General features: G+C 47.2%; 15 protein-coding genes. 5 read left to right on the top strand and 10 right to left on the bottom strand.

What is annotated here, in order from left to right:
* Positions 1-26 precede the first annotated feature (26 nt).
* Positions 27-1,349: a Gfo/Idh/MocA family oxidoreductase gene (locus tag J0M30_00885; protein ID MBN8666024.1), complete on the bottom strand. Its 1,323-nt coding sequence runs from the start codon at positions 1,347-1,349 to the stop codon at positions 27-29.
* 66 nt (positions 1,350-1,415) lie between these two features.
* Positions 1,416-2,366, bottom strand: coding sequence for an SUMF1/EgtB/PvdO family nonheme iron enzyme (locus tag J0M30_00880; GenBank protein MBN8666023.1), 951 nt, complete (start codon positions 2,364-2,366; stop codon positions 1,416-1,418).
* 96 nt (positions 2,367-2,462) lie between these two features.
* Between J0M30_00880 and J0M30_00875 the strand changes: the two genes are divergently transcribed.
* Positions 2,463-3,377 carry a TIM barrel protein gene (locus J0M30_00875; protein ID MBN8666022.1) on the top strand — a complete coding sequence of 305 codons (915 nt, stop codon included), beginning with the start codon at positions 2,463-2,465 and terminating at the stop codon, positions 3,375-3,377.
* A 116-nt stretch (positions 3,378-3,493) separates the two neighbouring features.
* Here J0M30_00875 and J0M30_00870 read toward each other — a convergent pair whose 3' ends face one another.
* On the bottom strand, positions 3,494-4,252 hold the full coding sequence (locus J0M30_00870) for a superoxide dismutase (GenBank protein MBN8666021.1): 759 nt from the start codon (positions 4,250-4,252) through the stop codon (positions 3,494-3,496).
* A 131-nt stretch (positions 4,253-4,383) separates the two neighbouring features.
* Here J0M30_00870 and J0M30_00865 point away from each other — a divergent pair, with 131 nt between their 5' ends.
* Positions 4,384-5,379 (top strand): aldehyde dehydrogenase, encoded by a 996-nt coding sequence (locus tag J0M30_00865; protein ID MBN8666020.1) that lies wholly within the window; start codon positions 4,384-4,386, stop codon positions 5,377-5,379.
* Here the strand turns inward: J0M30_00865 and paaJ are convergent.
* The 4 genes from paaJ to paaA all read right to left on the bottom strand — a co-directional run bounded on the left by paaJ (position 5,373) and on the right by paaA (position 8,073).
* Positions 5,373-5,885, bottom strand: coding sequence for a phenylacetate-CoA oxygenase subunit PaaJ (gene paaJ / locus J0M30_00860; protein ID MBN8666019.1), 513 nt, complete (start codon positions 5,883-5,885; stop codon positions 5,373-5,375). The genes J0M30_00865 and paaJ overlap by 7 nt on opposite strands.
* Positions 5,879-6,604 (bottom strand): phenylacetate-CoA oxygenase subunit PaaC, encoded by a 726-nt coding sequence (gene paaC / locus J0M30_00855; protein ID MBN8666018.1) that lies wholly within the window; start codon positions 6,602-6,604, stop codon positions 5,879-5,881. The genes paaJ and paaC overlap by 7 nt, the downstream gene beginning before the upstream one ends.
* 76 nt (positions 6,605-6,680) lie before the next feature.
* Complete coding sequence (gene paaB / locus J0M30_00850) at positions 6,681-7,046, bottom strand: 1,2-phenylacetyl-CoA epoxidase subunit B (GenBank protein MBN8666017.1); 366 nt, start codon at positions 7,044-7,046, stop codon at positions 6,681-6,683.
* Positions 7,047-7,137: 91 nt separating this feature from the next.
* Positions 7,138-8,073 (bottom strand): 1,2-phenylacetyl-CoA epoxidase subunit A, encoded by a 936-nt coding sequence (gene paaA, locus J0M30_00845; GenBank protein ID MBN8666016.1) that lies wholly within the window; start codon positions 8,071-8,073, stop codon positions 7,138-7,140.
* Positions 8,074-8,196: 123 nt separating this feature from the next.
* Here paaA and J0M30_00840 point away from each other — a divergent pair, with 123 nt between their 5' ends.
* Positions 8,197-9,999, top strand: a complete 1,803-nt coding sequence (locus J0M30_00840) for a hypothetical protein (protein MBN8666015.1) — start codon at positions 8,197-8,199, stop codon at positions 9,997-9,999.
* Positions 10,000-10,057: 58 nt separating this feature from the next.
* Here the strand turns inward: J0M30_00840 and paaK are convergent, their stop codons facing one another.
* The gene (gene paaK, locus J0M30_00835; GenBank protein ID MBN8666014.1) at positions 10,058-11,140 is read right to left on the bottom strand and encodes a phenylacetate-CoA oxygenase/reductase subunit PaaK; all 1,083 of its coding nucleotides are present in this window, start codon (positions 11,138-11,140) and stop codon (positions 10,058-10,060) included.
* Positions 11,141-11,361: 221 nt separating this feature from the next.
* Positions 11,362-11,946: a TetR family transcriptional regulator gene (locus J0M30_00830; GenBank protein MBN8666013.1), complete on the bottom strand. Its 585-nt coding sequence runs from the start codon at positions 11,944-11,946 to the stop codon at positions 11,362-11,364.
* A 117-nt stretch (positions 11,947-12,063) separates the two neighbouring features.
* On the opposite strand from J0M30_00830, the gene J0M30_00825 reads away from it, so the two are divergent.
* Positions 12,064-12,987, top strand: a complete 924-nt coding sequence (locus J0M30_00825) for a sugar kinase (GenBank protein ID MBN8666012.1) — start codon at positions 12,064-12,066, stop codon at positions 12,985-12,987.
* A gap of 6 nt (positions 12,988-12,993) precedes the next feature.
* Here the strand turns inward: J0M30_00825 and J0M30_00820 are convergent, their stop codons facing one another.
* Positions 12,994-14,709 carry a lamin tail domain-containing protein gene (locus tag J0M30_00820; GenBank protein ID MBN8666011.1) on the bottom strand — a complete coding sequence of 572 codons (1,716 nt, stop codon included), beginning with the start codon at positions 14,707-14,709 and terminating at the stop codon, positions 12,994-12,996.
* A 277-nt stretch (positions 14,710-14,986) separates the two neighbouring features.
* On the opposite strand from J0M30_00820, the gene J0M30_00815 reads away from it, so the two are divergent.
* A complete protein-coding gene (locus tag J0M30_00815) occupies positions 14,987-15,979 on the top strand; it encodes an aspartate-semialdehyde dehydrogenase (GenBank protein ID MBN8666010.1) in 993 nt (330 codons plus the stop codon).
* The last annotated feature ends 6 nt before the right edge of the window (positions 15,980-15,985 follow it).

The raw sequence follows: 15,985 nt of genomic DNA, 5'->3' as shown, positions 1-15,985 counted from the left end.
GGTTTTATGGTGTAAATATAAAAAACTCAGAAGTATTTGGTAAGCCCTGGACGTGCGATGGTATACCGCCCATCCTCATCGGGTAATACAGGTGGTTCCGCATTCCAGTCATACACCTTGGGTGAGAGGTCAAGACCACACTCGAGGGCCTTATCCCATTCTATGACCTGTCCGGAATAGGTAGCCATTCGTCCCATGATGGCGGTCATGGTACTTTTTGCCCCGTTCTCCGCATCAGCAAATTTGTATTCGCCTTTGGCAATAGCGGCAAAGAGTTCATCATGTTCTGTTTGGTAAGGATTGTTCTCTTTCTGCCGGTCAAAGGCAAAGAGGGTCTTACCGGCATGGTCCTGAATGGTAGCCTGGCCACAACGAATACTTCCTTTGGTGCCAATCAGCAGTTCATCCACTTTACTCATGGTACCAGGAATATGGCGGCATTGGCTATTGAGAATAGAACCATCGGCATACTGGAATTCGACATAGTGGTGATCAAATATTTCTCCATGGTCTTTGCCTTTTCTTACTTCACGTCCACCCATGCCCTGGGCTTTTACCGGATAGGAGCCTTTGAACCAATTGACCACATCAATATTGTGAATATGCTGCTCATTGATATGATCCCCGCAAAGCCAATTGAAGTAATACCAGTTGCGCATCTGGTATTCCATTTCTGTTTGTCCGTATTGCCGTTTATTCACCCACACTCCGTCATTGTTCCACCAGGCCTGCGCGGCAACAATATCGCCAATGAGTTTTTTATTATTGAATAGTTCGCGATAGGAATATTGATAATGCCGCTGAAGACCCACCACCACATTCAGTTTCTTTTGTTTGGCCAAAGCGGCTGCTTCCAATACTTTCCTGATCCCCACCGGATCAACCGCCACGGGTTTTTCCATGAATACATGTTTCCCCATGGCAATGGCTTCCTGGAAATGGATAGGCCTGAATCCCGGAGGCGTGGTAAGAATGACCACATCTGCCAGCGGAATGGCTTTTTTATAGGCGTCAAATCCGGTGAATTTATTTTCTTCCGGCACCTGAACCCGGTCTTTCAGGTTACCAGGTTTACCCGTCCAATCCGAGAGATCATCTGCCGTCAGCGATTTATAACAATCATTAAGCCGGTCGCGGAAGGCGTCGGCCATGGCCACAAGTTTTACATTTTGTCCACTCATCAGGGCCTGCATAGCGGCACCAGTGCCGCGGCCACCACAACCAATGAGGGCGACTTTGATAACATCATCACTTCCCGAGAAGAAGTTGGCGCGGGACATAAAGGGGGCAGCAAGGAGACCACTCGTGAGGAGGGAGCCTTGTTTGACAAATTGGCGACGTGTGGACATAAGTGTTGTTTTGATTGGGTTTATTTCTGTTTCTGTGGCGTTAACCGTTGAAACGCCCCAGGAAACCTAATTAGAAATATATTTTTTAAAAAATGCGTCGATCTCTTCTTTGGAAGGCGCCACCGCCGGTTTAACGATCCTGAACCCGGCAAAGGGGGCATCGGTCAACCACCAGGGACTCTTGGGCACCTGTGGATCGCGTTTGTTCCAGTCGGGTTTTGATGAAAGCCTGACAGCACAACGAACCGCATTTGCCTCATCCAGATAAGATCCGCCTTTCAGCAACCGCGGTTGTTTGGAAGTCGGCTCACGTACCGGGTCCTTTGTCTTGGTCATGGTAGTAAAACTATTTTCATCATACTGATCCAGCACCCATTCGCCCACATTACCCAGCATATCATACAAACCCCAGGGATTGGGTTTTAACCGACCCACTTTATTATATCCTTGTTTACAATTGTCCTTATACCAGGCATAATTCTTTAATTGGGCGGCGTCATTGCCAAAAAAATACGTGGTGGTTGTTCCTGCGCGACAGGCATATTCCCATTCGGCTTCTGTAGGCAGACGGTAGAATTCTCCGGTCTTTTGATATAACCAGCGGCAAAACATCAGGGCGGTACGCTGTTGCAAACTATTGACGGGGTAGCCGCCGCTTTTTCCCATACCCCAACTGAGGTCAACGTATTGGGCACTGGGCCGTGTAACGGCATCACTCATCTGGTCCTGGCTAACCGTAACGTCTTTATAAAACAGGTCGAACTGATCGTGTGTGACTTCAAAGGCGCCTATCCAAAAAGAGGAAACACTGATCTTTTTTGCAGGGCCTTCATCCTTTTTACGACCGGCTTCCTTGTCGGGACTTCCCATTTGAAAAGAGCCGGCGGGGAGCAGGATCATTTTATACGTGAGACTGGAATTTGGCAGGAGAATATTCTTCGCTGAAAATGCTGTATCTTTTTGCGCTCTTGTGAGGAAAGAGAAGGAGAGGACAATTAATAGCAAAACAATTCTCATGTAACGATTTTTTCAACCACAGAGACACAGAGATTTTTGACAAATAATTCTCTGTGTCTCTGTGGTTTTATAATTTTAATGCGAAAGATACAAACTATGCACCGCAGAAACTTCATCCGCTCCGGGCTTTTTACCGGTACCGCCGTTATGACCGCGTCACAGGCGCTGGCTGCTTCAAACCCAGGTCCTCAGGCCGCTGACCCGGTATTTCACCTGGACTATGCTTTTCATGAAGGCATGTTCCGGAACAGTGCCGGGAATGATTTTATCGACCAGATCAAATGGGCCCACGACCGGGGTTTTCGGAGCATAGAAGACAATGGCATGATGGCGCGCCCGGTTGAAGAACAAAAACGCATAGGGGACACCCTGGCCAAATTGGGAATGCGGATGGGGGTATTTGTGATCACCTCAGACAGCTGGCACTGGAAGACCTCCCTGACAACGGGCAAGGCTGAATTCATTGACCGTATGAAGAAGGACTGCCGCGAAGCCATTGAAGTGGCCAAGCGCTGTAATGCCAAATGGATGACAGTGGTGCCCGGAAACTATGACAGAAGTTTATCGCATGATATGCAAACAGCCAATGTGATCTCGGCTTTACGGATGGCCACGGATATTCTTGAACCCGCCGGACTGGTGATGGTGCTGGAACCACTGAGTGATAATGCGGACCTGTTCCTGCGTCATTCACATCAGACCTATATGATCTGTAAAGCGGTGAACAGCCCGTCATGCAAAATTCTCTATGATATATACCATATGCAACGCAATGAAGGGAATATCATACAGAATATCAACAAGACCTGGGAAGAGATCGGGTATATCCAGATCGGCGACAACCCCGGACGGAATGAGCCAACTACGGGTGAGATCAATTATAAGAATGTATTTAAACACATTGCTGATAAAGGGTATAAAGGCATATTGGGCATGGAGCATGGTAATGCCTTTCCAGGCAGGGAGGGAGAGGAAAAATTAATAAAGGCGTACAGAGATGTTGATATTTGATTCACCGCAGAGAACATGAGAACGCAGAGAAATTTAGGTATTAGCAATTAGCCCTTAGGCTTATAAAAAATCTCTGCGTACCTCTGCGTTCTCATGTTCTCTGCGGTGAAAAATCCTTATAATAAACTATCAAACCTTTTCCCCACATACTCCCAATTCACCACACTCCACCATGCATTGATATAATCCGGGCGGCGGTTCTGGTATTTTAGGTAATAGGCATGTTCCCATACATCCAATCCCAATACGGGTGTTCCCTTTACTTCGGCCAGATCCATCAGTGGATTATCCTGGTTAGGCGTAGAGCTTACTACCAGTTTTTTCTCCGGTGTCCATACCAACCAGGCCCAGCCTGAGCCAAAGCGGTTTTTTCCGGCATCGCCGAATTTTTGTTGAAAGGTTTCAAAGGAACCAAGATCTTTTGTGATCTGGGTGGCCAATGCACCTGATGGGGTATTGCCCATTATGGGTGAGCGCAAGGAACGCCAGAAAAGTTCATGGTTATAGTGGCCACCACCATTGTTTCGCATCTTGGTGGAGTATTTGGAAATGCCTGAAAGTAATTGAGTCACGGAGGTCTTGCTTATATCTACCTTTTCATCTTTGGCTGCATCGGCCAGGTTCTTGGCATAGGCTGCCGCATGTTTGGTATAATGAATCTCCATGGTCATGGCATCCACTGCGGGCTCAATGGCATTATAGGCATAGCCCAATGGTTTTTGCGTAAAATCAATTTCTTCACCATCGAGACTGAATACCCTTGGCGCAGAACCTGCCAGGGTAGAGAGTGAAGACAGTCCCAGGGCCGCGCCGATTCCGGCTTTGCCCGTATTTTTCAGGAATTTTCTTCTGGAGGGGTCATTGTAATTTTTCATGATATCAGTAGGGTTCTTTTCCTAAAGGTCGCATCTTTCACCGGTCAACGCGTAATTCGGATGTCATTATTTTTTTTAACAAACAGCTAAAGTTTGAATAAACCGATATTTGCGTCTCAAAATTCTTGCTAATGCGTATAGCTATCAATGGAATGGGACGAATCGGCCGTCTTCTTTTCCGTCGGTTGGTGGGAGAGAAGGATATTACCCTCGTAGCCATCAATGATATTATGGATTCCGCCAATCTGGCCTATTTGCTTAAATATGATTCCCTCTATGGTACCTGGCCAGAAGAAATCCGGTATGAAGAGGGATCTGTACACACTTGTGGTCAGGAGGTGAAGGTCTTCCGGCAGGCAGACCCCTTATTGCTTGATTGGGCTGGTATGAAGGTGGATATTGTGCTGGAATGTTCGGGTCGTTTTTCAGATCTTTCCGGAGCGCAAAAGCATATAAAAGCAGGAGCCCAACGGGTTTTATTAAGTACCACTGGCTCATCGGATATACCCTTGTTGATATTTGGGCATAATCATAAGGAAGACAGCCGGGCACAACCGATCATTTCACCTGGAGGGTGTATGACCAATTGCTCCACGCATATTTTATACCTGCTGAATTCAATCGGGATAGAGTCGGTGCACATGAATATCCTCCATTCCTACACTTCAAGACAGGAGTTGGTGGATACCGCCCATCCGCAATTCCGCCGTGGAAGAGCAGCAGCCGAATCCATCATTCCGGTAGAGATCGATCTGGCACATTCCCTGGAAAGGTTATTGCCGTTGAAGGACAGGATCGCTGCGGTATCTGTAAGGGTGCCGGTCACCAATGGGGCCATGGCGGATATTACTGTTCAAATGAAAGAGGAGGTCACAAAAGCACAGATCAACCACCTCCTGCGCCGGGCTGCGGAAGGAGAATACAAGGGGATCATTCAATATACGGAGGACCCGTTGGTATCAGCCGATATAAAAGGCAACACCCATTCCTGTATCATTGATGGTTCACTCACTTCTGTTATGGGCAAACAGGTAAAGATCATTGCCTGGTTTGATAATGAGTATGGGTTTACAAGCCGTATGATTGATTGGGTAAGGTATCTGTCATCGAACAACCACCATCAGTGACATTTAAAATAATCAAACGCTTCCTTACACTCCTGGCACTGGTAAAGAGCTTTACAGGCCGTTGAACCAAATTCACTCAGGCGTTTTGTATGCCATGATCCGCAACGGGGACAGGGAACGGCCTCTTCTGCAGCAAACAAGGCCGGCTGACAACTTTGGGCTTTTGATAAGGGTGGGGCAATGCCATATCCTCGCAATTTTTCTTTTCCTTCTTCAGTCATCCAATCGGTGGTCCAGGCCGGAGAGAGTTGCTGCTTAATTTTTATTTTGGCAAAACCGAGATCGGATAAGGCCACCCGGATACCGGTAGCAATGGCATCCATGGCCGGGCAACCCGAATAAGTTGGGGTGATCAATACGGTAAGCACTTCATTTTCCCAATACACCTCACGCACGATACCCATATCCAAAATACTCAGTACAGGTATTTCCGGATCGGTGACCGTTTCCAACCGGTCATAGATGGTTTTTTTATCGGTATCGTGGAGGGTAGTACGCATTACCATTGCGAATTGGGATAAGCCCGCTGCATATACTGAAGCTCGGAAAGTATATAGCCCATATGTTCGGTATGTCGGCCATATTTACCTCCTGTATGCATAAAGGCGGGAGCGGGATAAGCAAGGGAGGCTTCCTCCAACACATTTCGAACGGTTGATTGCCATTCCTGTTTTAATACATCAGCATGTAAAAAGCCAAGGGCTAATTCGTAATCGGCCGGCTCCAGCAATTCGCCGGTATAGGGCCACAGGTTTTCCAGCGCTTGCACCATGCGGGAGTGACTTTCTTCTGTACCATCTCCTAATCGGATCACCCATTCACTGCTCCAGCGTAAGTGGTAGCGGATTTCTTTGAGTGACTTTTCCGCAATGGCGGAAAGATCCTTATCCGTACATTTTTCCAATTGTGTATAATAAGCCGACTGGAAAGCACTGAAAAAGAACTGCCGAAGAACGGTTTGGGCCCAATCGCCATTGGGTTGTTCTACCAGCAGGCCATTGAGATATTCGTGTTCCAGGCGTGTATAGGCCAGGCTATCTTCCGTGGCATCACCGCCTTTCTGATTGGCAGCATATTGGTAAAGGCTCCTGGCTTGTCCCACCAGGTCAAGCGTAATGTTTGTCAGGGCAATATCCTGCTCCAGTACGGGGCCATGTCCACACCATTCAGCGTTACGTTGCGCCAGAATAAGGACAGAGTCAGCGAGATGGAGGGCGAGTTGCATACTTTAGGATTGATTTTTTTTCGTGAGTCGTGAGAGGAGGGGCGTCAAACTCACGTCTCACGCCTCACGTCCCTCGCTACATATGTTTCACTTCATCCGGCAGATCATAAAATGTCGGATGGCGATAGATCTTGTCATTGGCCGGTTCAAAAAGGCTTTCTGCTTCTTCGGGATTGGTGGCATGGATATATTTTGATTCAACCACCCATATACTTACCCCTTCCATTCGACGGGTGTACACATCCCTTGCATTTTCAATGGCCATTTGTGCATCAGCTGCATGCAGGCTGCCTACATGTTTATGGTCGAGGCCTTGTTTGCTGCGAATAAAAACCTCCCACAGTGGCCAGTCAGTAGCGTTCAAATTGCCTGATGCTTCGGTGCTGCCGGAATTTGTATCCGGGATATCACCGTATCGAAATAATTTTATCTGGAATGGCATTATTATAAGATTATTAATTATTGTTTGTTGGCTTTGGATTGCAGATTCTTTAGTGAATTGTTTAATTATTTATTTTAATAATTAATAATCTCTATGCCGCTCTGCTGGCACGTTTTGCCGCATATGCAGCCGCTGCCTCTCTTACCCACTCACCTTTATCCCAGGCATCTTTTCTTGTCTTCAACCTTTCTTTATTACAAGGGCCATTGCCTTTTACCACATTCCAAAACTCATTCCAGTTGATAGGCCCGAAATCATAATGCTTTCTTTCCTCATTCCATTTTAACAAAGGATCGGGCAGGGTCATGCCCAGCAATTTCACCTGCTCCACACACATATCTACAAAATTCTGGCGCAATTCATCATTGCTTTTTCGCTTGATCTTCCATTGCATGCTTTGTTCACTATGGGTCGATTCACTGTCATGCGGGCCAAACATCATCAGGGCAGGCCACCACCAGCGGTTGATCGCGTCCTGACACATGGCTTTTTGTGCCGGGGTGCCACGGCTCAGTACCAATAGCGATTCAAATCCCTGACGTTGGTGAAAACTCTCTTCTTTACATATACGTACCATGGCCCGGGCGTAGGGGCCGTAGGAAGTGCGGCATAGCATGACCTGGTTCATGATGGCAGCGCCATCCACGAGCCAGCCAATGGCTCCTATATCGGCCCAGCTCAATGTGGGATAATTGAAAATGGAAGAGTATTTGGCCTTTCCGCTGTGCAGATCCTCGATCGTTTGTTCCCGGCTCACACCAAGTGTTTCGCAGGCGGAGTAGAGATACAATCCATGCCCTGCTTCATCCTGTACCTTGGCCAGCAGGATCGCCTTTCTTTTCAGCGAAGGCGCACGGGTGATCCAATTCCCTTCGGGCAACATACCCACCACTTCACTATGGGCGTGTTGACTGATCTGACGGATCAGTGTTCGGCGATAGGCTTCGGGCATCCAATCCAGCGGCTCGATCTTCACTTCATTCTCGATCTTTTGCCAAAATATTGATTCCTGTTGCGGCAGGTCCATAGGTAAAAATTAGGTGACAAATCTAATAAAACTAACGGGTGTTTGCAGGTTTTGTTCAAAATACCGTCAGGATGGTATTGTGTTGCCAGTCAATCCCGGGTACTTTTCAAAAATTTTTAATTTATGCAACGATTTGCCTTTCTGTTCCTGTTTTTGATGGGGTCTTTCCTTACCCTGCAGGCCCAAATGGAGATCCTGGAAAAGGATCATGATATCACCCGAAAAGCCCGAAAAGGGTATCTCGGTGCCATCGAAACCAACCAGGCCAACCAGACATTTGATCTTATTTATGTGTTGAAATCCACCAATAGCAAGATCATTACCGAGACCTACACATTTGACAAGGATCTGAATATGAAGAATCAGGTGAAAGAGGAAGAAGAGGTGGAAAAAGTGAGGAAGAAGTACAAATGGTTCAAGTACAAGGGGGAAACCTATGAGAGCAAGAGTGTATTTGTGCGGAGCAATATGAAAAGTGAAATGATCTTTCGGGAAAAGACTGTCCGCTTTAAATGGAGTTGGCTCAGGGGTGGCTACGCCAAAAAGGTGATCCTGGGCGATAAAGTCAAACCTAAAGATGAAGAAACGGGTGCCCGCTACATGTTCAGGGGAGGTTATTATGAAAATGACCCGGAGGGTTATCTTCTGGTTTGTGCCGGATTGCGGGATGGCCGGGATGTGAATGGTTCTTTTTTAAAATACCATATCCTCTTTGTGGATCAGGAAGTGAATATCACCCGCAAGGATGAGATCAGTTTCCCTTTTGCCAAGGCACCGGTTTTCTCTGAACCCCTGAGTGATGATGATCCAAGCTCCAACGACGATAATCCGCGTGACTGGGTACTGATCTTTGCCCCCTATGGTGGTCCGGGTATGAATAAAGTGGAAGGCGACCCCAAGGCCTATACCTATTGCCGCTATGATTATAAAGGCCAATTGAAGGAGAAGTTCGACTTCCAGGTACCTGTACCCGGATGGAGGATATTGGGGGCTTTTCAAAAAAATGGCCAGGTCTATCTCTATGGCCCGGGTATTGAAAAGGACAAACACAGCAATGAGATTTTCAAAGGCCCCATCATTGCAAATACCAGTGATGAGGAAGGGGAGTCAAAGGGAAAAGGTTTGCTCGGGGGTATCAAATCCATGGCCGGTGGCGAAGCCAGTCAGATCACACAGGCCGAGATCGACGGACGCCTGGATGAAATGAAATACAGCCATTTTGAAGTAGGCAAACTCAGCAATGGTAAACTGGAATTCCTGACCGCTCCATCAATCAGCGAGATCAATAAAGCAAACGTAAAACCCGCCGACCAAAAAAAGGAGATCGAATTTGATGGCAAACGGTTTATCACTACAGCTATTGGCGTGGTAGCCGGAGATAATATTTTCGTGACCGGGCAGGACTATAAGCTGGATAATTTTGGCGGAAACAAAGGAACCCGTTTGTACAAAGGCCTTTACCTCCTTCAATTTGGGGCAGATGGCGCGTATAAACGCAATTATGGTGTAGCGCTGGATCAGAAAAAATACATGGGGATGTTTAGCAAGGGGCTTACCCCTGATATGTTCCCGGCCTATAGTTCCCTTTTTGAATCACCCGACAAGAAGAGAATTTATTGGATGATCACCATGTGCAAAGCCATCGATACTGATACGGACATCGATAACGATTACAATTACCTTACCGGTATTCAAACCACTACCACCACCACCAGTTACACGCCTTTGTATTCCGTGCAGTATGGTATCATCAATGCCGCCAATGGCACGGCTACTGAATTCAAAACACTGGGTGAGGATGAGAAACGAAAATTCTATCTCATGCCTGGTAAGAATGTGCTGGAAATGGGCAACTATGTGATCTATTTAAGCGAAACCCTGAAAGGGGATAAAGTATTGTTATCGCGATTTGATTTGACGAAGTAGAAGGAGCTTCGTGCTGTAAGATGCAAAAAGCTAATAGCCTATGGCTATTAGCTTTTTTTTATTTGATATCAAAATCCACCGATACCTTGTCCGTTCGCGGGTGGCTTTGGCAGGTCAGTATAAATCCTTCTGCTACTTCATGATCTTCAAGGCCCCAATGTACATCCATACTCACCTCGCCTTCCAGAAGGCGGGCTTTGCAGGTGCAACATACTCCACCTTTACAGGCAAATGGCAGGTCGGCGCCATGTTTCAGGGCAGCGTCTAATAAAGATATATCTGCATCGAGTGGGAGATTGAATTCAATGCTCCTTCCATCTGCTTTGATCGTAATATGGCTTTGCGGCCCGGTGGGTGTGCCTGTTTCTTGTGGCGTTGCTTTTTTTGCCGCTCTTGAACCAGCCGTAGTGAATAATTCAAAATGAATCCGGCTCTTCGGAACATGACTGGCTTCGAGATAATCTCTTACGCAAAAGATCATTTCCTCGGGGCCGCATAAAAAATATTCATCGATTTTGTCAAAAGGAATCAATTTGGAAAGGGCATCCAGTTTGGTTCCGTCTATTCTTCCTGAATGAAGCGGCGTGTCCATTCTCTCCCGGCTCAATACATGGATTAATTGAAACCGGTCGAGGTATTTGTTCTTGATCGCTTCCAATTCTTCAAAGAATATGATGGATGCACGGCTTCGGTTGCCAAATACCAGTGTAAAGCGGCTTTGCGGTTCTGTGCGCAGAATGGTTTTAAGCAAAGAAAGCACCGGTGTGATTCCGCTGCCAGCGGCAAATGCTACATAATGTTTTTTCTGTTCGGGATGAAGCGGCGTATTGAATTTACCAACCGGGGGCATGACTTCGAGTACATCTCCGGCTTTTAATTTTTCATTTGCATAGGTAGAAAACACACCACCTTCGACCTTTTTAACAGCCACCTTCCATTCCTGATCAAGAGGGGAACTACACAAAGAATAGGTTCTTCTCACTTCTTCCCCATGTAAATGTGTACGAAGCGTGAGGCTCTGTCCTTGTTGATAGGTATATAATTCCTTGAGTGTTTCAGGGATTTCAAACGTGATAGAAACACAATCAGCGGTTTCTTTTTTAATCTTTTTTACGGCAAGCGGATGAAAGTGAATCGACATGGATCAAAGTTACTGGAATTGGGGATAGGATGGATGTTGGATGACAGATGACGGAGGACGGAGGACAGATGACTGATGTTGGATGACAGTTGACTGAAATTAATTTGCCATACTTCCGACTCCGGACCTCTGTCATCCGTCATCTGTCATCTGTCCTCCGTCATCTACCATCCAACATCCAACATCCAACATCCGTCATCAGTCATCCGCCATCAGTCATCCTATTTCCTAAGCCCATCAATTAAAATCGTCACCATATTATTCTCTAAATCTTTCGCCGAGATCTTGGCCTGGCTACGGTGCCAGGATTCAATACCGCTTACAGATTGAAGAAGTATGATCACCGCTGTAGGTGCATCAATTTTTTTGATCTCGCCTTTGGCAATACCCTTTTCAATGATGGCGGCAAACATGCGGCGGTATTGACGACGTTGGTTGCGGAAATTGGAAAGGAATGGTTCATTCAGGTGTTTCCATTCGCGGTCGCTTACATACACTTCCTCATAATGTTCGATCATTTCCTGAATATGAAATCGCATCAGGTTTTCGAGCTTCTGAATGGTGGGAAGGTCACTGGCTTCTGTTTCTTCCAGTTTAAGCATAAAACGATTGGCTACATCAAAGCAGATCGCTTCCAGTATTTCGTTTTTTGACTTGATATGATTGTATAAGCTGGCGGCTTCAATACCCACCCGCTCGGCCAGATCACGCATGGATGTGGCAGCAAAGCCTTTTTCCCGGAACATCTGGGCGGCTTTGGTGAGGATAACCTCTTTTTTAGAGGAACGGCGTTTTGTCGTTGGCATGTTTCAAAGATAGAGGATGTTTATTAAACAAATCCACCATCTGACTTCCCAAACTGTCTTTTTTGGCTTAGGTTTGCACGGCTTTTTTGAACAACTCAAACCCCAAAACCCCATATCATGTCACTCGTTGTTGTCGGCTCCATGGCTTTTGATGCGATCGAAACCCCTTTTGGTAAAAGTGATAAGATCGTAGGCGGAGCGGCTACCTATATCGCCTGGAGTGCCTCCAATTTTACCCGTCCTATCAAACAGCTTTCCGTGGTTGGGGGTGATTTTCCCAAAGAGGAACTGAAAATGCTCGAGGCCCGGGGTGTAAACCTGGAAGGGGTACAGATCAAAGAAGATGAGAAATCCTTCTTCTGGAGTGGTAAGTACCACCTGGACATGAATACCCGTGACACCCTTGATACTCAATTAAATGTACTGGCTAATTTTAACCCGGTGGTTCCGGAAAGCTATCAGGATTGTGAGTTTTTGATGCTGGGTAACCTGGTGCCTGCCGTTCAAATGGCCGTGATCGACCAACTCCGGACCAGACCGCGTCTGGTAGTCATGGATACCATGAATTTCTGGATGGAAACCGCCATGCCCGACCTGGAAAAAGTGCTTCGGAAAGTGGATGTGCTGATGATCAACGACAGCGAAGCCCGCCAACTCAGTGCCCAATATTCCCTGGTGAAAGCCGCAAGGGAGATCATGAAAATGGGGCCTAAATACCTGGTCATTAAAAAAGGGGAGCATGGGGCTTTGTTGTTTCATGACGATGGGGTCTTTTTTGCCCCGGCCCTTCCGTTGGAGGACGTGTTTGACCCCACTGGCGCGGGAGATACCTTCGCCGGAGGTTTCATTGGACATATTGCCCGTACAAAAGACATCAGCTTCAACAATATGAAATCCGGGATCATCGCCGGTTCTGCCCTTGCCAGTTTCTGCGTTGAGAAATTTGGTACCACCCGGTTGAAAGAACTTCGCCATGGTGAACTGGAAGGAAGAATCCAGCAGTTCCGCGATCTGGTCAATTTTGAGATCGAACTGGAATGATCCGGGTCATGGATACCCGCGCACCACTGAGATCAGTCGCCTGAATCGTTTCCTTTTTCCCTGCAGGGTTAGAAATTCTGCCCATACGATATAGTTCCCGGAGGGTAATATCTTTCGTCCATCCCCCAAGCCATCCCATGTCCAGGTACCTGTGCGACCGGTGATTTCTGTATTTACCAGGAAACGAACCATACGCCCATCCTGATCAAAGATGCGGATATGCGCCAACTGACCCGGTTCCGCCAGTTGATAGGATATGGTGGAATGGTCGTGAAATCCATCATTATTGGGACTGATAATTACCGGTTCTATCCAAAATTCCTCCCCGCCTGTTCCTGATTCAATCGATTGGGAATTCCTGTAGCCCGGTGTTCCCCCGCGAGAAGTGGTGGCTGCCGAATGCCAGTTCATAGGGTCCTGTGAAGGGCCATTGGGGTCGATCCGCTCCAGGGATATACCTCGCGGATCATTTACCAGTGGCGAATGCCAGTCTTCATCGTAGTTGACCTCATCCAATATCGTTCCCTGCTGGTGCAGGAGCAATACATGCCCCTTATCAGCTGGAAAGGAGGGGAGTTGGCTCAGTTCCGTGATCCTGTCCGCGTTCTTTACCCAATGATCTCGGATCAATGCCTGGCTGTCCGTTGTTACTACCCAATATTCACCCGGAAAAATCAGGCGACTTTCAGTGCGAAGCGGATATGGTGTCCCTGCCTCACCGTTTTCTTTTCGGTTGGCGAGATAAAGTTCTCTGGCATCAAATACCTGTGTGCTCCGGTTATAGATCTCTATATAATCCGATCCACCCGAACGGGGGTTAAACAAAATTTCATTGATGACAAGATCATGGAGGGAAGGAATTACCGGTCTTCCCCAGCGCACTATGGTCATGGGTGCTATCGGGATTTGCCGGCAATCTCGGATATGGTTCAACGTGAGTTCTTCCATTTTACCAGGTTCAGGTGCCGGGTATATTTCAATTTCCAATTGATCAAACAAAGGCGGGGAGAGCCGGATATTGATCAATGAAAAACCGGCAGGAAGTTGAATATTCTCCCGGGCTACACTTCGGGTACTGTCCAATGGTTCATTGAACTGAATATGGAGGATCTGGTCTCCTTCCATATGAGTATTAGTTATACGGGGACCTTCAGTATCCACCATAACGCCGGCAGCTGCATTGGGCTGTCCGGGTGTACCGCCCGTTGGATGGGTACTTGCCTGCCAGTTAGCCGGTCCAGTACAGGGAAATTGCCGGTCGATCATTTCCAGGCTCCAACCACCCGATCGTTTAATTTCACTTTTGTAGGTATTGACCGAATAAGCTACGGCATGAATGGTTTGGCCGGAAGGATCAAGCAGTGAGATCAGATCACTTTCATTATCAAGCGATGGAAAGGAGGGTACAGGTATGATGGGTCCATAGCCTGCCATCACAGTAGCGGTGGTGGATGAACCCAGCAATACCAACTGCCCTGGTTCAAGGGTAAAATCGGGAAAGGCTCCGCTGGTGGATGTGCGGTCGCGCAGCTTCCAGCCGGCAAGCGAAATCGGTACGCCTGATCGGTTCACCAGTTCGATCCATTCCACAGCAGGTAAACCCACTACCGGTGTTGGGTCGGCCATGATCTCATGGATCAACACATCATACCTTGATTGGGAAAAAGACAACGCCGAGAGCAGGCAACTGATACCGAATACGAACACTTGTTTTTTTGACATAAGAAAAGGTTTGCCGAAAAATAAGTGTACCGGATCAAAATAAACAGGGGGAAAATTTGGCGGTTAACACGATACCGCTTTACTTTTGCTGCTCATCATGCAAATGACCAAACATACAAAACGCACGAAGAAACTTTCCAGAGGAAGGCTCGGGTGAGTTGTATGTGATGAAACATAAACGAACTGAGGCCTTCCCCAACGGAGGGCCTTATTTTTTTTAAAACCAATTTATAACAATTAAAAAGTCTTCGTAAGAAGATCGGGGGGAGTATCAACAATGAAAGTTGCAGTAGTCGGCGCCACCGGACTGGTAGGCACAAAAATGTTACAAGTGTTAGCAGAAAGAAATTTCCCGGTAACGGAATTGATTCCGGTTGCCTCGGAAAAATCAGTGGGTAAACAGGTAGAGTTCAAGGGGCAGAAATACACAGTAGTAGGGATGGAATCCGCGATTGCTGCTAAACCGGCCGTTGCCTTGTTTTCCGCTGGTGGAAGCACGTCTACCGAATGGGCGCCCCGATTTGCTGCTGCTGGTATCACGGTAATTGATAATTCTTCTGCCTGGCGCATGGATCCTACCAAACCTTTGATTGTACCTGAGATCAATGCAGATATATTAACGGCCAATGATAAGATCATTGCCAATCCCAATTGCTCTACCATACAAATGGTGGTGGCGTTAAACCCTTTGCATAAGCGGTACGGTATTGAACGGATCGTAGTAAGTACCTATCAGAGTGTAACAGGTACCGGCGTAAAAGCCGTTGATCAGTTATTCAATGAACGAAAAGGGGTGGAAGGCCCAATGGCCTATAAATATCCGATCGATCTGAATGTGATTCCACAGATCGATGTATTTCTGGAAAACGGATATACCAAAGAAGAAATGAAAATGGTCAATGAAACCCAGAAGATCATGCGGGACACCACCATCCGGGTGACCTCTACCACGGTACGGATACCAGTTGTAGGCGGTCATAGTGAGTCGGTGAATGTGGAATTTACCGATGAGTTTGATCTGCGGGAAGTAAAGGCCTTGTTGGAATCCGCTCCGGGAGTAGTTGTGGTGGATGATCCTGCCACCCAGCAATACCCAATGCCCAAAGATGCCCATGAAAGAGATGAAGTATTTGTAGGTCGTCTTCGTCGCGATGAAACCCAGCCCTGTACACTCAATATGTGGATCGTATCGGATAACCTGCGTAAAGGCGCCGCTACCAATGCCGTCCAGATCGCGGAGTATTTGATGGAGAAGGGGTTGGTGGGGTAGGTTGGA

This window comes from Chitinophagales bacterium, assembly GCA_017303415.1.
In the GTDB taxonomy this organism is placed as follows: Bacteria; Bacteroidota; Bacteroidia; order Chitinophagales; family Chitinophagaceae; genus SpSt-398.
Note: the sequence above shows the minus strand (reverse complement) of the source record. Positions and strands in the feature narration are given on the sequence as shown.